Here is an 18278-nt window from a genome sequence, read left to right as displayed (position 1 = left end):
CGATGACTTCTCATGAAAACGAGGTGGCGAAAGCCCGTGCGCATCGCCTCGACCTGCTCACCGCGCCTGGCGGCTGGCTGAGCCTCGTCGGTTTCGACTGGTTGCGGGAGGGCGTCAACCGCATCGGTCGCGCCGACGACAACGACATCGTGTTGCAGGCGGGTCCCGATCACCTGGGTACGATCACGCTCGCTGCCGACGGCGTCACCACCATCGCGTTCGCGCCGGGTGTCGAAGCGCTCGTCGACGGCGAAAAGCAGCAGCACGCGACGCTGTCCGACGATGCGCCGGGTCGACGTTCCACCGAGGTTCGCTTCGGCACGGCGCAGTTGTTCGTCATCGTGCGCGACGGTCGCAAGGCCATCCGCGTGAAGGACTCGCAGGCCGATACGCGGGTGAACTTCAACGGGCTGGACTATTTTCCGATCGACGCGTCGTGGCGCGTGACGGCCGACTGGGTGCCGTTCGATCCGCCCTACGAGCTCGAACTGGGCACCGTGATCGGCACCATCGAGACGGAACGCGTGCCGGGCAAGGCCGTATTCACGCGCGAAGGGCGTACCTTCGAGCTGTACCCGTATCACGAGACGCCGGACGCGCTGTTCTTCGTGTTCGGCGACCTGACCGGCGGCAAGGAAACCTACGGCGCGGGTCGTTTCCTCGACACGGGGTTGCCGGTCGACGGCAAGCTCGTGCTCGATTTCAACGAGGCGCGTAATCCGCCCTGTTCGTTCACGCCGTACGCCACGTGCCAGCTGGCGCCGCCGGAGAACCGGCTGGACGTGCGGGTGGAGGCGGGCGAGCTGAACTATCGCGGCTCGCCGCATTGAGGCGAGCCGCGCTGTCGCTCGGTAGGAGCCGATTCATCGGCGAAAGCCAACGCCAGCGGAGACGACGGAACGCTGATCGCCGATGAATCGGCTCCTACCGAGCAAGAGCAGCTCAGGCACCTCGGAAGCTCGGCTTGCGGCGTTCCAGGAACGCCGAGGTGCCTTCGCGCATGTCGTCGGTGGAGAATGCGATGGCGAAGCCCTGCGTCTCGAAGGCGAGCCCCTGGTCGATGGCGCATTCCCCGCCCTCGATCACCGCGTCGAGGATGCCCTTGAGCGCCAGTGGTGCGGCGGCCGCGAGCTGGTCGGCCATGGCATCCACCGCGGCATCGAGTTCGTCGGCGGGCACCACGCGCGTCACCACGCCCAGGCGTTCCGCACGCGCGGCGTCGATCTGCTGGCCAAGCAGGCACAACTCCAGCGCCGCGCCACGGCCGGTAAGGCGCGTAAGGCGCTGCGTGCCGCCAAAGCCGGGGATAAGGCCGAGGCCGATCTCGGGCTGGCCGAACTTCGCCTTCTCGCTGGCCACGCGCAAGTGACAGGCCATCGCCAGTTCCATGCCGCCGCCGAGGGCGTAGCCCTGGATCCGGGCGATCACCGGCTTGCCGAGGCGCTCCACCGTGAGCATCAGCTCCTGGCCGGCGCGCGAGGCGGCCTGGGCCTTCACCGGGGACCAGGCGGTCATCTCGGAGATGTCGGCGCCGGCCACGAAGGCCTTTTCGCCCGCACCGGCGAGCACCACCACGCGCACCGCGTCGTCCTGCGCGGCCTGGCGGAAAGCCAGGGTCAATTCGCCGATGGTCTCGCGGTTGAGCGCGTTGAGCTTGTCGGGGCGGTTGACGACGATGGTGCGGACGGCGCCGCGATCGGAGGTGCTGACGTTGCGGAAAGCCATGGTGCGGTCCTGGCGATGGGATGAAGACGGCGATGGTAGCAGGGGAACCTTTACCCCCTTGGTGGCGTCTGAAGGCCATTGGGCGGGCGAGAGGCGGATGGACTATCCTCAGCCACGCCAGAACGTCCGGATCCACGGAGAACGGGATGTCACGCTCGCGTTACCTCGCCATCGTCGCCGCGTCGCTCTGCCTGGGCAGCGCGCTGGCGCATGCGCAGTCGGCGCCCGGCGCGCCGGTGTCCGGCGCACCGGCCATCGACAAGGCCAAGCTCTCGTACGCCATCGGCTATCAGATCGGTACGCAGTTCGCCAACAGCGCGCAGCCGGACGTCGACATTGCCGTACTCGTGAAGGCCCTCCAGGACGGTTATGCGAAGCGGCCGCCCGGCGTGCCCATCGACACCATGCAGCAGCAGCTGGTCAACTTCGACGCGAAGGTGCAGCGCGATTCGATGGTGGAATTCCGTCGCGTCGCCGCCGCCAACGCCAAGCGCAGCGCCGATTTCCTCGCGAGCAACCGCACGCGCCCGGGCGTGGTGACGTTGCCCTCGGGCATCCAGTACGCCGTGATCAGCAAGGGCAACGGCGCGCAGGCGCAGCTCACCAGCACCGTGGTGGTGAACTATCGCGGCGCGCTCATCGACGGCACGGAATTCGACAGCTCCTACGCCCACGGCAAGCCGGTCACCTTCACCGTCAACCGGGTCATTCCGGGTTGGCAGGACGTCATCCCGCGGATGCACGTGGGCGACAAGTGGAAGGTGGTGATTCCGCCGGCCCTGGCCTACGGCGAGCGTGGCGAGCTGCCGCGCATCGGGCCCAACGAGGCGCTGGTGTTCGACATCGAACTGATGGATGTCCGCTAGGCCCGCCGGCGATCGACCGGTCAGCGGCCGGGTCGCCGGCGCGCTAGAATGATGGGCGGTATGGTCACCGCCTCTTCCTCTCAGCTTCCCCTTACGCCCTGCACGGGGGTGTGCCGCATCGGCGCACGCGGCCTGTGCGAGGGTTGCCTGCGCACGCTCGACGAGATCGCCGGCTGGTCGCGGCTCGACGACACCCAGAAGCTGTGGATCATGGACGAAGTGCTGCCGAACCGGCAGGCCGGCTGATGGACGAGATGCTTGCCCGCCTGCACGGTGCCCTGCTGCCGCTGGAAGCGCCGCCGGGGCCGCGCGGCTGGAACCACGACGACATGGCCGAGCTGATCGGCGACGGGCCGCGTCGTCGCGCCGCGGTGCTCATCGGCATTCGCGACGACCGTGAGCAGAACGTCGTGCTCACCCTGCGCACCGATACCCTCCAGCAGCATGCCGGCCAGGTCGCCTTTCCCGGCGGCCGCGTGGAGCCGCACGATCACGATGCCGTCGCCACCGCCCTGCGCGAAAGCCACGAGGAAATCGGTCTCGACGCCGGCTTCGTCACGCCGCTGGGCTATCTCGAAGCGTTCGAGACGATCAGCGGCTACTCGGTGACGCCCGTGGTGGCGCGCGTGGCCGCCGACGCCGTGCTCAAGCCCGATCCCGGGGAGGTGGCCGAGGTGTTCGAAGTGCCGTTCGGTTTTTTCCTGGAACCGGCGAACCTGCGCCGGTATACGATGGATTTCCGCGGCCATCGCCGCGACATGGTCGAGTTCCTCCACGCGGGTTATCGCATCTGGGGCGTGACGGCGGCCATCCTGCTCAACCTCATCAAGCGGATGGGTCGATCATGCTGATGTCACGCACTGTCATCGATGTGGATACCGCCGCGACGCTTCCCGCGTCGCAGGTGCTTTTCGTCGATTGCCGATTCGATCTCGCCGATCCGGGCAAGGGCGACCGCGAGTATGCCGAGGGCCATGTGCCCGGCGCGGTACGCGCGGACCTGGATCGCGACCTTTCCGACATGGCCACGCCGTCGAACGGGCGTGGACGGCATCCGCTGCCCGAACGCGCCGCGTTCGAAGCGTTTCTCTCGCGCATCGGTTTTCGCCGTGAGCTTCAGGTGGTGGCCTACGATGCCGCCGGTGGTGCGCTCGCCGCCGCGCGTTTCTGGTGGCTGGCACGCCTGGCGGGATTGGACAACGTGGCCGTGCTCGACGGTGGCTGGCAGGCATGGCTGAAGGCGGGCAACCCGGTGGAATCGAAGGTGCCCGAGCGCGCGCCGACCTCCGTGCGGGCGTGTTTCGACGCCGCAGGCACGGTGTCGGCCGAAGCGCTTGCACAGGGGCTCCAGGACAAGCGCATCGTGCTTCTCGATGCGCGTGCGGGAGAGCGTTATCGCGGGGAGGTCGAGCCGCTCGATCCGGTGGCGGGGCACGTGCCGGGCGCGCGCAACCGCCCGTTCGCCGAGAACCTGAAGGACGGATGCTTCCGTGCGCCCGAAGAACTGCGTCGTCAGTTCGAGAAGGCGATCGGTTCGCATCCGCCGGACACGACCGTGCATATGTGCGGTTCGGGCGTGACCGCGGCGCATAACCTGCTGGCGATGGAGTACGCGGGGCTTTGCGGATCGCGGTTGTATGCGCCGTCGTGGTCGGGGTGGGTGAGCGATCGCTCGCGGCCGGTGGCGACGGGTCACTGACGCGTTCGCAGTCCGGGTTCGCCGATACGATCGGCTCCCACCCCTGCTGCAGGCCGTTCGAATCGCGCCCTAGGGGTCCCTGGTAGAGCGTCTCTACTGAAAGAGTGGGAGCCGATCGTATCGGCGAATGGCGTTACAGCGGCACCGTGCGCCTTTCGCGCGCCGATACCTGCGCCGCCTCGATCACCCGGATCACGTCGCGCGCCTCGCGCGGGTTCACCGGCACCGGTGCATCGTCGCGGATCGCCGCGGCCATGCCCTCGTAAAACGCCGTATACCTGCCTGGCAAGGTATCGATGGTGCTCACGCTGCCGTCCACGTCGGTAAAGCGACCGAACGACGCGGGATCGTCCTCACCCCAGCCTTCGCCACCGGGGCGCCGACCTTCGCGCAAGGCGGCCTCCTGCCCATCGATGCCGTACTTGACGAAGCTTCCGCCGTCGCCATGCACGAGATAGCGCGGTCCGGGATCGCGCACGAGTACCGAGGCGTGCAACACCGCACGGCGGCGCCCGTAGTCGAGCACGAGATGGAAATAATCGTCGGCGCGTGCCGCGGCCCGCTGTCGCGCGAGGTCGGCCGTGATGGCACGAGGCAGGCCGAACAGCACGAGCGCCTGGTCGATCAGGTGCGCGCCGAGGTCGTAGAGCAGCCCGGCACCCGCGGCGTCGGTCTCGCGCCAGCCCTGCTTGATCTCGGGACGGAACCGGTCGAAATGCGCCTCGTAATAGGCCACCTCGCCGAGGCGGCCGTCGTCCACCAGGCGCCGCACGGTGAGGAAATCGTTGTCCCAGCGACGGTTCTGGAACACCGAGAGCTTGCGGCCCTTGCGCTCGGCCAGCGCGATCAGCGCCTCGGCCTCGGCAGCCTCGAGCGTGAAAGGCTTGTCGACCACCACGTGCTTGCCCGCCTCGAGCGCGGCGCGCGCCAGGCTGGCATGGCTTTCGTTCGGCGTGGCGATCACCACCAGCTCGATCGACGGATCGGCGATCAGGTCGCGGGGATCGTCGTAGGCCCTCGCTTCGGGAAAGTCGCGCTGGATGTCCTCGCGGCGACGGCTGCCGATGGACGCCAGGTGAAGACCGCCCGAGGCGGCGATGAGGGGCGCATGGAAGAACGCGCCCGCCGTGCCGTAGCCGATGAGGCCGGTGGATATCGGTTGCATGGTGGCTCCACGAGTGGACATGGCGTCAAGCCTAGCGCGGACCGCCTGAGCGTTTCGTTTAGGTTCGGGCTTTTAGGATCGGGCTTTCCGTCTCCATCGAGGACTACGACATGGTTGCCCCGAAGAACGCGTCCCCCGTCCCGTCCATCGCGAGCGAATGGCCTGGCAAGGTGGTCCTGGTGACCGGCGGGGCGCAGGGCATCGGCAGGGGCATCGCCGAGGCGGTGCTCGCGGCTGGCGGCAGCGTGGCGATCGGCGATCTCGATGCCGAAGCCGGCAAGGCCTGCCTCGACGAATGGGACGTGGGCGACCGCGCGTCGTTCGCCGTGCTCGACGTGTCGAAGGAAGCCAGCGTCAGGCGCTTCGTGGCGGCGGCCCGGCGCCGCTTCGGCCGCATCGACGGGCTGGTGAACAACGCGGGCATCGCCGGGCCGGAGAACGGACCGCTGGAGGATCTCGACTGGGCGGAATGGAAACGCCGTATCGACACCAATCTCGGCGGCACGTTTCTCTGCTCCAAGCACGCGTTGCCCGAGTTGAAGAAGGCCAACGGCGCCATCGTGAACGTGTCGTCGTCCCGAGCGCACCAGTCAGAACCGAACACGGAAGCCTACGCCGCGAGCAAGGGCGGGATCGTCGCGTTCACGCATGCGCTGGCGGTCAGCGCGGGCCCGGTGCGGGTCAACGCGATCAATCCGGGGTGGATCGTGGTGGACGAGTGGAAGAAACCCTCGCAGCGTAAAAAACCGAAGCTGTCGGCGGCCGATCATGCGCAGCACCCGGTGGGGCGCGTCGGCCTCCCACCGGACATCGGCGCCTTGGCGGTGTTCCTGCTGTCGTCGCAGGCGGGGTTCATCACGGGAGAGAACTTTACCGTCGACGGCGGCATGGCGCGGCGGATGCGTTACGTGTGATGGTTCAACGAAGCAGCGGAATCAACGTCTGCGAACCCGCGCGAAACGCCTTTTCCCCTTCCGCATAGTTCCATTGTTCCACTTCCACCTGCGCCGCCTCGTGCCGCATCACGTGGAACGAATTGCTGATCCCGTCGCGAATGCGATGGGACAGGGCCGTACCCGCCTGCACCGACCACGTGCCTTCGCGTAGCTGGCGCACGTAGGGCAGGTGGATGTGGCCGCCGAGCACGAGGTCGGCGCCGGCGGCGCTCCATGCGTCCACGGCCGCTTCATGGTTGATCAGCAGGTTGGCGACGTCCTTCTCGCGGATCACGTGCACCGGCTGGTGGGTCACGACGATGCGCAACTGCGTATCGCGTGCCTGCCGAAGGCGTTTCGATACACGGTCGATCTGCGCGGGCGAGACTTCGCCATTCTTGTGTCGCGTCGCGCGCACGGTATTGACGCCGATCACGAGCAGGTCGCCGGCGTCGTGCACCGGCTCCAGGTCGCGACCGAATACGCGCCGGTATCCACCGAACGGATCGACGGCGCGGGCCAGCAGGTTGAAAAGGGGAACGTCGTGGTTTCCGGGAACGGCCAACGTCGGCCTGGCGTAGCCGTCGATGAACCGGCGTGCCGCATCGAACTGCGCGCGCCGGGCACGCTGCGTCACGTCGCCCGAGAGAATCACCAGGTCGGGTCGCAGCATGCCGATGGCCGCGTGCAAGGCATCGACCACGTCAGGCCGCTCGGTACCGAAATGCGTATCGGAAATCTGTACGACGACGCTCAACCCGGGTCCTCCCCGGGTTGCCGCTCGCCGGAGGAGATGAGCACCAGGGGTCGCGGCGCGGCGCGGAACACGATGGGCGGATCCTGCCAGAAGATTTCGCCGTCCACGGCCACCTTCATTTTCCGGCGATGGTGTTTCGGGCTCACCGTGATCTCGCGAAACGGAAAGCTCACGGCGTTCTCCGCGTCGCCAAGCCTGCCCAGGGCGCCGCGCAGGATGATGCCCAGCATCGTGAGCCGGCCGATGGGACGAAGCACGAGTCCGGCCAGCGCGCCGTCGTTGCGCCGCACGTCGGCGGCTTCGGGCAGGCCGATCTTCTCCAGTTGCAGCGCGTTGTTGCCCACGAACAGCGTGGGCGTGCGCAACTGGCGCGTGCGCTCGCCGTCGCCGACCTCGATGCGAAGCGGGCGATAACCGCGCAGCATCGTCGCCAGACCCGACCACAACGCCACGATGCGATGGCGACCGAGGCGTTGCTTCCAGGCCTCGCGGTCTTCGAGCACCTGCGGGTAAAGCCCCAGGCTCGCGTTCACCAGGAACAACCGATCGTTGACCATGCCTGCCTGCACGTTGCGCGGCGTGCCCGCGAGCAGGGCGCCCACGGCTTCGTGCGTATCGGCCGAAATCCCGTGCGTGCGGCCGAAGAAGTTGAAGGTGCCTTGCGGCAGCACGCCGAGTGGCAGTTGCTCGCGCCATGCGGCACCGGCTACGCCGTTGATCGTGCCGTCGCCGCCCGCGGCAACCAGGGCCCCGCCCACCTCCTTGGCATGGGCCGTGGCCTCCCTGATCACGTCGAGCGGATCGTCGTTCTCTTCGATGAGGAAAAAACGATGGGGCCGCCTCGCCGCGTCGAGCAGCGTACGGATGGTGTCACGGGTTTCCGCCGCGTCGCGGCGTCCCGATCCGGCGTTCATGACGATGGCGAGGGGCAGGTCGTTCGGCATGGCGCAACGAGACCATCGTGGGCGTCATGGCCGCATGAAATTACGTCAGCGCCTTGCGCCCTTCGCGCAGGCGGAGGTATTCCGCGCTGCCGGCGCAGAGGGTGAGCCAGCCCAGCCCGGTGGCATAGCCCGCCAGCACGTCGCTGAAGTAATGAACCTGAAGGAGGATCCGCGAGATGCCCACCACGGTGATCGTCGCCACGGCAGCGAGCACGATGGCGCGATGCGCGCGCGGTGGGCTGAGCACCAGCAGCACGTAGGCGAGCATGCCGTAGAACACCATCGAGCCCGAGGCGTGCCCGCTGGGAAAGCTGAAGCTGTGTTCGACCACGAAGCCGTGGTCGTGGAGGGGCCGTTCGCGCTGGAAAACGGCTTTCAGGCCGCTGTTGATCAGCGCGGTACCCACGAGGGTGGTGATCCAGGCGCCGGCCAGGCGATGGTGCCGCCGGACGAGCAGCGCGACGAAGACCAGCAGCGTGGCGGCGCCTACCACCAGGGGATCGCCTGCGCGCGTCACCATCGCCACGACCCGAAGCACGGGCACGGGCATGTTCGCGCGCAGGTCGCTGGCAAGGCTGGCGTCGAAGACGGTCAGGCCGCTCTGGTCGCGCACCTGGATCGCCACGGCCGTGGCGAGCAGGCACGTCGCGGCGACCACCGCCAGCACCGTGGCCGGACGGAGGAAGCCTCGCGATGCGGGGTCCAGGCCCTCGCGTCGGCGAACGGCGCGTCGCCAGGCCAGGTCCGCGCCCAACAGCGCCACGGCGAGCAGCGTGGCCCAGAGGGACAGGGCATGGGTACTGATCCATTCGGCGTCCAATACACGGGCTCCTCATCTCATGGCACGATGCGGCGATGTTGCCATGCCGCGGCATTCGCGGCCCATGAAGGGGTTACCACGATGAAGCGTTCGTTGTCCCGCACCGCCCTCGCGATGGGCTTGCTCGCCGCGCCCTTGTGCCTTCACGCGGACGACGCGCCGCTGGCACATCGCATCGTCCGCGTGACGCTCGACGGTACCGGCATCCAGGCCACCTCGGGGCGGCTGCTGCTGTTCGCCACGCAGGCCGATGCCGCCCGCAAGGCCGCGAAGGACAATAAGGTGGATGCCGTGGATACCAACCCCTTCCAGCCGAAGGCCGTGTCCATCGCCGCGCGCGACGTCAGCTGGATCGCACCGGGCCAATCGCTGGACATCGACACCGACGGCGAAGCGTTCCCGGAAGGCTTTTCCGCGCTGCCTCCCGGCGATTACCTCGTGCAGGCCGTCCTCGATGTCGGCCACGACTACAACTACCTCGGTCGCCACGAGGGCGACGTGCTGAGCGACGTGGTGCCGGTGAAGCTGACGCCGGGCGGTGCGTTGCCCACGCTGAAGCTGAACCACGTGGTGCCCGCGCGCGACCCGTGGCAGTTGCCGCCCTCGGCGCCGCAGGCGGTTCGCGACGCGCTGCCCGAAGCCCGTGAGCATGCGCATGCCGAAATCATGCAGAGCCCCGCGCTCACCGCCTTCGCCGGCCATCCGCTGTCGATCCGCGCCTGGGTGGTGACGCCGCCCGGTTACGACGCGAAGGGCTCGACGCGTTATCCCACCGTCTACGTCACCCACGGTTTCGGCGGCAGCTTCGACCGTTACGCGGGCACCATCGCCACGGTGTGGTCGGCGATGAAGAACAAGGACATGCCGCCGATGATATGGGTGCTGCTCGACGAGTCGGGCCCCACCGGCACGCACGAGTTCGCCGACTCGGTCAACAACGGCCCGTGGGGCCAGGCGCTCACCACCGAATACATTCCCTGGCTGGAGGGCCGCTACCGCATGGACGGCAAACCCAACGGCCGCTTCCTCAACGGGCATTCCTCCGGCGGCTGGGCCACGCTGTGGCTGCAGACGCGTTACCCGAAGGTGTTCGGCGGAACCTGGTCCACGTCGCCCGATCCCAGCGACTTCCACGACTTCACCGGCATCGATCTCTACGCGAACGGTGCCAATGCCTACAAGAAGGCCGACGGCACCGTGAATCCGCTGGTACGCGACAAGGGGAAGGTCATCGCCACCTTCGAGACCTTCGCGAAGATGGAGCGCGTCATCGGCCCCTACGGCGGCCAGCTCGCCTCGTTCGAATGGGTGTTCTCGCCGCGCGGCCAGGACGGCCGCCCCCAGCCGATGTTCAACCGCGACACCGGCGCGGTGGATCCGGCCGTGGCCACCTACTGGCGTGATCACTTCAACATCGCCCAGCGGCTTCGCACGCGCTGGCCCGAGCTGAAGCCCGACCTCGACGGCAAGATCCACCTTATCGTGGGCACGGCCGACACCTTCTACCTCGATGGGCCTGCGAAACTTCTCAAGGACACGCTCGATGGCCTGCATGCCAAGAGCGATATCCGCTTCATTCCGGGTCGCACGCACTTCGACCTTTACCTCGAAGGCGACGACCGGCAGGCGTTGCTGAAGAAGATCGCGTGGGAGATGTACGAGGTGGCGCGGCCGGGGCAGGGCAGGAAATAACCGAGCGAGCGGACCCTGTCCGCACCCACCCCTTCTCCCAGCGATTCCATCGGCGGCTTCGACCAAAGTGGCAAGGCGGTTCCAGGTCGGCTGCCATACCCTTTCGACATTCACGGGAGGTGCGCGATGGGCTATGAGGAAACCTGGCGCCGGTCGGTCGACGAGCCCGAGGCCTTCTGGGCCGAACAGGCGGCGCGCATCGACTGGCATACGCCGCCTCGTACGATCCTCGACGACGCCAACCCGCCTTTCCGGCGGTGGTTCGTCGGCGGCACGACGAACCTCTGCCACAACGCCGTCGACCGCCACCTCCGGGCGCGCGGCGACCAGCTCGCCATCGTGGCCGTCTCGACCGAGACGAACGTCACCCGCGAGATCAGCTACCGCGAACTCCACCGCGAGGTGAACGCCTTCGCCGCCACGCTCGTGGCACTGGGGGTGGGCAAGGGCGATCGCGTGGTGATCTACCTGCCCAACGTCGCCGAAGCGGTGTTCGCCATGCTGGCCTGCGCGCGCATCGGCGCCATCCATTCGGTGGTGTTCGGCGGATTCGCCGCGCACAACCTCGCGCTGCGTATCGACGACGCCGAGCCGAAGCTCCTGGTCTGCGCCGACGCCGGCATGCGCGGCGGAAAAGTCATTCCGTACAAGCCGCTGGTGGACGCCGCGCTGGACGAAAGCCGCTGCCCGCCACCGCACGTGCTGATCGTCGACCGTGGACTCGATCCCGGCATGAAAACGACGCCCGGACGCGACGTCGACTACGCGTCGCTGCGCGAACGCCACCTCGATGCGACGGTGCCGATCGAGTGGCTGGAGTCGAACGAACCGAGCTACCTCCTCTACACCTCGGGCACCACGGGGCGGCCCAAGGGCGTGCAGCGCGACGTCGGCGGCTACGCGGTGGCGCTGGCGTTGTCGATGACGGCGATCTTCGACCTCTCGCCGGGCCAGACCATCCTGTGCACCTCCGACGTGGGCTGGGCGGTGGGCCATTCGTACAACGTCTACGGACCGCTCATCGGCGGCTGCACGGCGATCCTCTACGAAGGCCTGCCCACCCATCCCGATCCGGGCATCTGGTGGCGGCTGTGCGAGACCTACGGCGCGCGCACGATGTTTTCCTCGCCCACCGCCGTGCGCATCCTGAAGAAGCAGGACGAGGCCTGGCTGAAAAAGCACGACCTCTCCGCCCTGAAGTGGATCTTCGTCGCGGGCGAGCCGCTGGACCGGCCCACTTACGACTGGCTCACCCAGGGCACGGGCAAGACGGTGATCGACAATTACTGGCAGACCGAAACCGGCTGGCCCGCGCTGTCGCTCATGCCGGGCCTCGACCTGAAGCCGGTGAAGCCCGGCTCGCCCGGCTTTCCCACGTTCGGGTACCGCATGCGCGTGATCGACGAGGCCACGGGCGAGGACAAGGCCCCCGGCGAGAAGGGCGTGCTGGTGATCGAGCCGCCGTTGCCGCCGGGTTGCCTCAGCACGATCTGGCGCGATGACGAGCGCTACGTGCGCAGCTATTTCGGGCACTTCAAGGAACTGTTGTACAGTTCGCTGGACTGGGCCGTACGCGACGCCGACGGCTACGTGTTCATCCTCGGGCGTACCGATGACGTCATCAACGTGGCCGGCCACCGGCTGGGCACGCGCGAGATCGAGGAATCGGTGGCGACGCTGGGGGCGGTCGCCGAGGTGGCGGTGGTCGGCGTGGCCGACGAACTGAAGGGGCAGGTGCCGGTGGTCTTCGCCACGCTGAAGCAGGGTGTCGCCGATCATCCGGTGGACGTGGCGCATGCGATGGAGCGCCGGGTGGTGGAACTGCTCGGCGGCCTGGCGAGGCCGGCCTGCGTGTACGTGGTGGCGGCCCTGCCCAAGACCCGCTCCGGCAAGCTGTTGCGGCGCTCGTTGCAGGCGCTGGTGCAGGGAAGCGATCCGGGGGATCTGTCGACGCTGGACGATCCGGGGGCGCTGGAAGGCATCCGCACGGCGCTGGACCGCGGGCCGCATTGCGGCCATCGCCGCTGAAGCGGCTCCTACCCAGCGCGGTATGGCATCGTGCGGGTTGGCTCTTCCTCGGCAGGAGCCGATTCATCGGCGATAAGCCGACGGAGCGGTTTAGCCGCACCGCAACAAGGCTTGAACACGTCCCCGCGCTAAAATGCTCCCCTTTACGCGGAGAGTTCCATGGCACAGCAACCCTCGCCCGGCGCGCGTTTCCGCGCCGCGCTGGCGGCCGAGACGCCCTTGCAGGTGATCGGCGCGATCAACGCCAACCATGCCCTGCTGGCCAAGCGCGCGGGTTTCCGCGCCATCTATCTCTCCGGCGGCGGCGTCGCGGCCGGTTCGCTGGGCCTTCCCGACCTGGGCATCAACACGCTCGACGACGTGCTCACCGACGTGCGCCGTATCACCGACGTGTGCGACCTGCCGCTGATGGTGGACATCGACACCGGCTTCGGCCCGAGTGCGTTCAACATCGCGCGCACGGTGAAGAGTCTCATCAAGTTCGGTGCCGCCGCGTGCCACATCGAAGACCAGGTGGGGGCCAAGCGCTGCGGCCATCGCCCCGGCAAGGAAATCGTCAGCGCCGGTGAGATGGCCGACCGCGTCAAGGCTGCGGCCGATGCCAAGACCGACCCGGATTTCTTCCTCATCGCCCGCACCGACGCCATCGCGGTGGACGGCGTCGACGCCGCCATCGAACGCGCCATCGCCTGCGTGGACGCCGGTGCCGACGCGATCTTCGCCGAAGCCGCGTACGACCTGCCCACCTACAAGCGCTTCACCGACGCGCTGAGCGTTCCGGTGCTCGCCAATATCACCGAGTTCGGCCAGACCCCGCTGTTCAGCGCCGAAGAACTCGGCGGCGTCGGCGTGGGCATCGTGCTGTATCCGCTGTCCGCGTTCCGCGCCATGAACAAGGCCGCCGAGAACGTCTACACCGCCATCCGCCGCGACGGTCACCAGCGCAACGTCATCGACACGATGCAGACGCGCGAGGAGCTCTACGACCGTATCGGCTACCACGACTACGAGCGTCGCCTCGACGCTCTTTTCTCCAAGAAGGGTTAAGGAGTTCAAGCCTATGAGCGACACCACCACCCAGGCGGCCGGGCCGAAGCCGAAGAAATCGGTCGCCCTGTCGGGCGTGACCGCCGGCAACACCGCGTTGTGCACGGTCGGCCGCAGTGGCAACGACCTCCACTATCGCGGTTACGACATCCACGATCTAGCCGCCAAGGGCTCGTTCGAAGAAGTGGCCTACCTGCTCGTGCACGGCGTGCTGCCCAACTGGATGGAGCTCAACGCCTACCGCGCCAAGCTCAAGCGCCTGCGCGGCCTGCCCGCGCCGGTGAAGGGCGCGCTGGAGTTGCTGCCCGCCGCCACGCACCCGATGGACGTGCTGCGTACCGGTGCGTCGATGCTCGGCACCGTGCTTCCGGAGAAGGAAGACCACAACGCCACGGGTGCGCGCGACATCGCCGACCGCATGATGGCGAGCTTCGGCTCGATGCTGCTGTACTGGTACCACTACAGCCACAACGGCAAGCGCATCGAGACCGAAACCGACGACGAGTCCATCGCCGGCCACTTCCTGCACCTGCTGCACGGCAAGAAGCCCAGCGAATTGCATTCGCATTCGCTCGACCGTTCGCTGGTGCTCTACGCGGAGCATGAATTCAACGCCAGCACCTTCGCCGCCCGCGTCATCGCCGGTACCGGTTCGGACATGTATTCGTGCATCACCGGCGCCATCGGCGCGCTGCGCGGTCCCAAGCACGGCGGCGCCAACGAAGTGGCGATGGAGATCATCGCGCGCTACCGCGACGCGGCCGAGGCGGAAGCCGACATCCGTGCGCGCGTGGAGCGCAAGGAAATCATCATCGGCTTCGGCCATCCGGTGTACACCGTGTCCGATCCGCGCAACGAGATCATCAAGGAGATCTCGCGCAAGCTCTGCACCGAAGGCGGCAACCCGCGCCTGTTCGAGGTGTCGGAGAAGATCGAGAAGCTGATGTGGGAACAGAAGAAGATGTTCCCCAACCTCGACTGGTACTCGGCCTCGGCCTACCACATGATGGGCGTGCCGACGGCGATGTTCACGCCGCTGTTCGTGATCGCCCGCACGTCGGGCTGGAGCGCGCACGTGATCGAGCAGCGCCAGGACGGCAAGATCATCCGCCCGAGCGCGAATTACACGGGGCCGGAAGACCAGTCGTATACGCCGATCGAGAAGCGCTGAGCGTGTCGCGACCTGGCTATCGCCGCTGAAGCGGCTCCTACATGAGCGGGGTGCGACCCACCGTGGACCCTCGCTCACGTAGAAGCCGATTCATCGGCGATCAGCCAACGAAGCGGTGACGCCGTCGGTCAGAGCGAAGCCGCCAGCCGGGTCGCGGTATCGATCGCCCGCTTCGCATCCAGCTCCGCCGCCACGTCGGCGCCACCCACGAGCCGCACGTCCACGCCCTTCGCCACCAACGCCTCATGCAGGTCGCGATTCGGCTCCTGCCCCGCGCAGATCACCACGTGGTCCACCGGAAGCACCTGTGGCTTGCCGTCGATCTCCAAGTGCAGCCCCTCGTCGTCCACGCGCCGGTAGGTCACACCACCGAGCATGGTGACCTTCTTGTTCTTCAGCGTCGCGCGATGTACCCAGCCGGAGGTCTTGTTCAGCCGCGCGCCGGGGCGGCCCTCCGTGCGCTGCAGCAGCCATACCTGACGCTCCGGTTTCTCCGGCTGCGCGGGCATCAGCCCACCGGGTACCGTCATGTTCATGTCCACGCCCCATTCCTTCGTCCAGCGGGCGAGGTCGGTGGTGGGGGAGGGCGCGCGCTCGGTGAGGAATTCGGCCACGTCGAAGCCGATGCCTCCCGCGCCGACGATCGCCACGCGCGGACCGACGGCCACGTCTTTCTGAAGCACGTCGACGTATGAGATCACCTTGGCATGGTCGGCACCCTCGATGGCGACGCCGCGTGGCGTCACGCCACTGGCGAGGATCACCGTGTCGAAGCCCGACGCGAGGGCGTCGGCCGTGGCTTCGGTACCCAATCGCACGTCCACGCCCGTGGCATCGAGGCGATGGCGGAAGTAGCGCAGCGCCTCGTGGAATTCCTCCTTGCCGGGGATGCGCTTGGCCATGTTGAACTGGCCGCCGATCTCGGTCGCGCGGTCGAACAGCGTCACCGCATGCCCGCGTTCGGCCAGCGTGGTGGACGCGGCCAGTCCCGCCGGGCCCGCACCCACTACGGCGATGCGTTTCTTCGCGATGGTGGGGGTGATGGTCAGCTCCGTTTCGTAGCACGCGCGCGGATTCATCAGGCAGGTGGCGCGGCGGTTCTCGAACACGTGGTCGAGGCAGGCCTGGTTGCAGGCGATGCAGGTGTTGATGGCGGCCGGCGTATCGGCCTTGGCCTTGTTCACCCACTCGGGATCGGCCAGCAGCGGACGGGCCATCGACACCATGTCGGCATCGCCGCCGGCAAGGATGCGTTCGGCCACGTCGGGCATGTTGATGCGGTTGGTGGTGACCAGCGGGATGCCGACCTCGCCCTTCATGCGCCGGGTCACCCAGGTGAACGCGCCGCGCGGCACGCTGGTGACGATGGTGGGCACGCGCGCCTCGTGCCAGCCGATGCCGGTGTTGATGATCGTGGCGCCGGCGGCTTCGATCTTCTTCGCCAGGGTGACGATGTCGTCCCAGGGCTGGGCATCGTCCACGAGGTCGAGCATGGAGAGACGGTAGATGATGATGAAGTCGTGGCCGACGGTCTCGCGCATGCGCCGCACGATTTCCACGGGAAAGCGCATGCGGTTCTCGGCCGAACCACCCCAGCGGTCGCCACGGCGGTTGGTGCGCGCGGTGAGGAACTGGTTGATGAGATAGCCCTCCGAGCCCATGACCTCCACGCCGTCGTAACCGGCGTCGCGGGCCAGGGTCGCGCTGCGCACGAAAGCGTCGATGGTGCGCTCGACGCCGCGCGCGCCGAGGGCGCGCGGGGTGAACGGCGTGATCGGGGACTTGATCCGCGATGGCGCCACCGAGAGCGGGTGATAACCGTAGCGGCCCGCGTGGAGGATCTGCATGCAGATCGTCCCGCCCTCCGCATGCACGGCACGCGTGACCTTGCGGTGGCGTGCGACGTGCCAGGGCATCGACATGGTGCCCGACATCGGCTTGAGCCAGCCGCGCAGGTTGGGCGCGATGCCGCCGGTCACGATCAGGCCGACGCCGCCACGGGCCCGCTCGGCGTAGAACGCCGCCAGCTTGTCGAAGTCGGCGGCCTTGTCTTCCAGGCCGGTATGCATCGACCCCATCAGCACGCGGTTGCGCAGGGTGGTGAAGCCGAGGTCGAGCGGAGCGAGCAGGTGCGGGTAGGCCACGAAAGAAGTCCGGTTCAAACGACCGTTCGAATGATCCGGGTAAGCGCCCGCCGGGGCAAGGGCCGGCGCAGCAGGGGCGAAACGCGATGTATCGGCGGATTTACACGCCGTGCGTGAGCGCCGCGTGTAGGCCGGGCCGAAAACCGCGGCGCATCGCGGTTTTCGGCCCCTTTCGAGCCCAAGGCACGCTCCTTGCTCGATTCACTCGCCTGATGCGTTGGCAGGGCGACTCGGGCGTTCGAACACACCGCGGTTTCGAATCAAGAACAGGAGACTCTCCCATGCGCAAGACCCTCATCGCCACGGCGATCTGCTTCGCTATCGGATTCGCCCTGCCGGCCATGGCCGACGACACCCAGACCGGCGGCGCCGGTCCCTCGGCACAGCGCAGGTCACAGGCCTATGCCGACAGCTTCAACGACAGCTCCACCCACACCAACACCACGATGACCACCAACACCAGCTCGTTCAACACCACCAACGCGGTGGCGACGAGCACGTTGAACGGCACCGTGTCGGGAAACAACACCATCAGCCTCGGCAACGTCGCCGTGAACCTGGGCAGCGCCAACGGCGCGCGCGGCGGTTCCGGCGGTGAAGGCTGGGGCGGCAACGGCCGCGGCGGAAGCGGCGGCGACGGCGGCAACAGCGGCCGTACGACGGCACGCGGCGCGGTGGGCGGCGACTCGTCCACCGAAAGCGGCGGCGCCTACGGCGCGTCCATGGCCTGGGGTGGCGACACCAGCGGCGACGGCGGCAATGCCTCCGGACCGGGCGGACGGGCCAACGCGCGCGGCGCGGGTGCCGATTCGGCCACGGGCGGATCGACCGCCAGCACCGGCGGCGCGTCGGCCAGCACGGGCGCGACCTCGACCTCCGGCGACTCCTCGCCGACCTCCACGGGCGGAAGCTCGACGGGCGGTGCGGGTGGCACGGCGACGGCGATGTCGGGTGCCGGCGGCGCGGGCGCCAGCGGCGGCGACGGCATGGGCGGCGCGGGTTCGGGCGGTGCGGGTGGCTCCGGCGGCAACGGCGGCTCCAACTCGGTCGCCACGGGCGATTTCAGCATGGCCAACGACATGGGCAGCGCGGGTTCGGCGCTGGCCGGCGTCGGCAACTTCGCGGCGAACAGCGGCGCGAACGGGCTGATCCAGCAGAGCGTCAACGTCCAGGCCAACCTGAGCGTCGGCGGCGCGCCGTAACCGAAGGCTCGTCGAGTGACGAAGGCACGGGACGCGCTCGCCGCGTTCCGTGCTTCCCGAGGGGACTCCCCACCTCCAGGAGA

General features: G+C 68.0%; 17 protein-coding genes. 11 read left to right on the top strand and 6 right to left on the bottom strand.

All coding sequences use genetic code 11. The features are described from left to right. Positions 1-2 precede the first annotated feature (2 nt). On the top strand, positions 3-830 hold the full coding sequence (locus tag JNG39_RS16075) for a DUF1684 domain-containing protein (protein WP_368312916.1): 828 nt from the start codon (positions 3-5) through the stop codon (positions 828-830). Between the two features lie 112 nt (positions 831-942). Here the strand turns inward: JNG39_RS16075 and JNG39_RS16070 are convergent, their stop codons facing one another. Continuing rightward, positions 943-1725: an enoyl-CoA hydratase/isomerase family protein gene (locus JNG39_RS16070; protein WP_368312915.1), complete on the bottom strand. Its 783-nt coding sequence runs from the start codon at positions 1723-1725 to the stop codon at positions 943-945. Positions 1726-1871: 146 nt separating this feature from the next. Between JNG39_RS16070 and JNG39_RS16065 the strand changes: the two genes are divergently transcribed. The 4 genes from JNG39_RS16065 to JNG39_RS16050 are packed head-to-tail and all read left to right on the top strand — an operon-like array spanning position 1872 to position 4290. After that, positions 1872-2591 carry an FKBP-type peptidyl-prolyl cis-trans isomerase gene (locus tag JNG39_RS16065; protein ID WP_368312913.1) on the top strand — a complete coding sequence of 240 codons (720 nt, stop codon included), beginning with the start codon at positions 1872-1874 and terminating at the stop codon, positions 2589-2591. Between the two features lie 60 nt (positions 2592-2651). Then, complete coding sequence (locus tag JNG39_RS16060; RefSeq protein WP_368312912.1) at positions 2652-2837, top strand: DUF1289 domain-containing protein; 186 nt, start codon at positions 2652-2654, stop codon at positions 2835-2837. Beyond that, entirely contained in the window at positions 2837-3442 is a 606-nt protein-coding gene (locus JNG39_RS16055) for a CoA pyrophosphatase (protein ID WP_368312911.1), read from the top strand. Before JNG39_RS16060 ends, JNG39_RS16055 begins: the two co-directional genes overlap by 1 nt. Then, entirely contained in the window at positions 3442-4290 is an 849-nt protein-coding gene (locus tag JNG39_RS16050) for a sulfurtransferase (protein WP_368312910.1), read from the top strand. The genes JNG39_RS16055 and JNG39_RS16050 overlap by 1 nt, the downstream gene beginning before the upstream one ends. A gap of 133 nt (positions 4291-4423) precedes the next feature. Here JNG39_RS16050 and JNG39_RS16045 read toward each other — a convergent pair whose 3' ends face one another. Further along, complete coding sequence (locus tag JNG39_RS16045; protein ID WP_368312909.1) at positions 4424-5455, bottom strand: oxidoreductase; 1032 nt, start codon at positions 5453-5455, stop codon at positions 4424-4426. A 110-nt stretch (positions 5456-5565) separates the two neighbouring features. On the opposite strand from JNG39_RS16045, the gene JNG39_RS16040 reads away from it, so the two are divergent. Then, entirely contained in the window at positions 5566-6369 is an 804-nt protein-coding gene (locus JNG39_RS16040; RefSeq protein ID WP_368312907.1) for an SDR family oxidoreductase, read from the top strand. A 4-nt stretch (positions 6370-6373) separates the two neighbouring features. Here the strand turns inward: JNG39_RS16040 and JNG39_RS16035 are convergent, their stop codons facing one another. Genes JNG39_RS16035 through JNG39_RS16025 form a run of 3 tightly spaced genes read right to left on the bottom strand, consistent with a single transcriptional unit; the run spans position 6374 to position 8911 of the window. Beyond that, complete coding sequence (locus tag JNG39_RS16035; RefSeq protein ID WP_368312906.1) at positions 6374-7147, bottom strand: metallophosphoesterase; 774 nt, start codon at positions 7145-7147, stop codon at positions 6374-6376. Then, the gene (locus JNG39_RS16030) at positions 7144-8091 is read right to left on the bottom strand and encodes a diacylglycerol kinase family protein (RefSeq protein WP_368312904.1); all 948 of its coding nucleotides are present in this window, start codon (positions 8089-8091) and stop codon (positions 7144-7146) included. The genes JNG39_RS16035 and JNG39_RS16030 overlap by 4 nt, the downstream gene beginning before the upstream one ends. 40 nt (positions 8092-8131) lie before the next feature. After that, positions 8132-8911 (bottom strand): phosphatase PAP2 family protein, encoded by a 780-nt coding sequence (locus JNG39_RS16025; RefSeq protein WP_368312902.1) that lies wholly within the window; start codon positions 8909-8911, stop codon positions 8132-8134. A gap of 114 nt (positions 8912-9025) precedes the next feature. Here JNG39_RS16025 and JNG39_RS16020 point away from each other — a divergent pair, with 114 nt between their 5' ends. The 4 genes from JNG39_RS16020 to prpC all read left to right on the top strand — a co-directional run bounded on the left by JNG39_RS16020 (position 9026) and on the right by prpC (position 14849). Beyond that, on the top strand, positions 9026-10603 hold the full coding sequence (locus JNG39_RS16020) for an alpha/beta hydrolase (protein ID WP_368313257.1): 1578 nt from the start codon (positions 9026-9028) through the stop codon (positions 10601-10603). A 126-nt stretch (positions 10604-10729) separates the two neighbouring features. Beyond that, on the top strand, positions 10730-12631 hold the full coding sequence (prpE, locus tag JNG39_RS16015) for a propionate--CoA ligase (protein ID WP_368312901.1): 1902 nt from the start codon (positions 10730-10732) through the stop codon (positions 12629-12631). Positions 12632-12790: 159 nt separating this feature from the next. After that, on the top strand, positions 12791-13678 hold the full coding sequence (prpB, locus tag JNG39_RS16010) for a methylisocitrate lyase (RefSeq protein ID WP_368312899.1): 888 nt from the start codon (positions 12791-12793) through the stop codon (positions 13676-13678). Positions 13679-13691: 13 nt separating this feature from the next. Beyond that, on the top strand, positions 13692-14849 hold the full coding sequence (gene prpC, locus JNG39_RS16005; protein WP_368312898.1) for a 2-methylcitrate synthase: 1158 nt from the start codon (positions 13692-13694) through the stop codon (positions 14847-14849). A 128-nt stretch (positions 14850-14977) separates the two neighbouring features. Here the strand turns inward: prpC and JNG39_RS16000 are convergent, their stop codons facing one another. Next, positions 14978-16993 carry an FAD-dependent oxidoreductase gene (locus JNG39_RS16000; protein ID WP_368312896.1) on the bottom strand — a complete coding sequence of 672 codons (2016 nt, stop codon included), beginning with the start codon at positions 16991-16993 and terminating at the stop codon, positions 14978-14980. Between the two features lie 281 nt (positions 16994-17274). On the opposite strand from JNG39_RS16000, the gene JNG39_RS15995 reads away from it, so the two are divergent. Then, complete coding sequence (locus tag JNG39_RS15995; protein ID WP_368312894.1) at positions 17275-18195, top strand: hypothetical protein; 921 nt, start codon at positions 17275-17277, stop codon at positions 18193-18195. Positions 18196-18278 lie beyond the last annotated feature (83 nt).

This window comes from Luteibacter sp. CQ10 (assembly GCF_040900725.1).
In the GTDB taxonomy this organism is placed as follows: Bacteria; Pseudomonadota; Gammaproteobacteria; order Xanthomonadales; family Rhodanobacteraceae; genus Luteibacter.
The sequence above is the reverse complement of the archived record's forward strand: the minus strand, read 5'-3'. Positions and strand labels throughout refer to the sequence as shown.

Excerpts from the sequence above, each read along its gene's own strand:
- JNG39_RS16075 (WP_368312916.1), top strand. The coding sequence starts at position 3 with ATGACTTCTCATGAAAACGAGGTGGCGAAAGCCCGTGCGCATCGCCTC.
- JNG39_RS16070 (WP_368312915.1), bottom strand. The coding sequence starts at position 1,725 with ATGGCTTTCCGCAACGTCAGCACCTCCGATCGCGGCGCCGTCCGCACC.
- JNG39_RS16065 (WP_368312913.1), top strand. The coding sequence starts at position 1,872 with ATGTCACGCTCGCGTTACCTCGCCATCGTCGCCGCGTCGCTCTGCCTG.
- JNG39_RS16060 (WP_368312912.1), top strand. The coding sequence starts at position 2,652 with ATGGTCACCGCCTCTTCCTCTCAGCTTCCCCTTACGCCCTGCACGGGG.
- JNG39_RS16055 (WP_368312911.1), top strand. The coding sequence starts at position 2,837 with ATGGACGAGATGCTTGCCCGCCTGCACGGTGCCCTGCTGCCGCTGGAA.
- JNG39_RS16050 (WP_368312910.1), top strand. The coding sequence starts at position 3,442 with ATGTCACGCACTGTCATCGATGTGGATACCGCCGCGACGCTTCCCGCG.
- JNG39_RS16045 (WP_368312909.1), bottom strand. The coding sequence starts at position 5,455 with ATGCAACCGATATCCACCGGCCTCATCGGCTACGGCACGGCGGGCGCG.
- JNG39_RS16040 (WP_368312907.1), top strand. The coding sequence starts at position 5,566 with ATGGTTGCCCCGAAGAACGCGTCCCCCGTCCCGTCCATCGCGAGCGAA.
- JNG39_RS16030 (WP_368312904.1), bottom strand. The coding sequence starts at position 8,091 with ATGCCGAACGACCTGCCCCTCGCCATCGTCATGAACGCCGGATCGGGA.
- JNG39_RS16020 (WP_368313257.1), top strand. The coding sequence starts at position 9,026 with ATGGGCTTGCTCGCCGCGCCCTTGTGCCTTCACGCGGACGACGCGCCG.
- prpE (WP_368312901.1), top strand. The coding sequence starts at position 10,730 with ATGGGCTATGAGGAAACCTGGCGCCGGTCGGTCGACGAGCCCGAGGCC.
- prpB (WP_368312899.1), top strand. The coding sequence starts at position 12,791 with ATGGCACAGCAACCCTCGCCCGGCGCGCGTTTCCGCGCCGCGCTGGCG.
- prpC (WP_368312898.1), top strand. The coding sequence starts at position 13,692 with ATGAGCGACACCACCACCCAGGCGGCCGGGCCGAAGCCGAAGAAATCG.
- JNG39_RS15995 (WP_368312894.1), top strand. The coding sequence starts at position 17,275 with ATGCGCAAGACCCTCATCGCCACGGCGATCTGCTTCGCTATCGGATTC.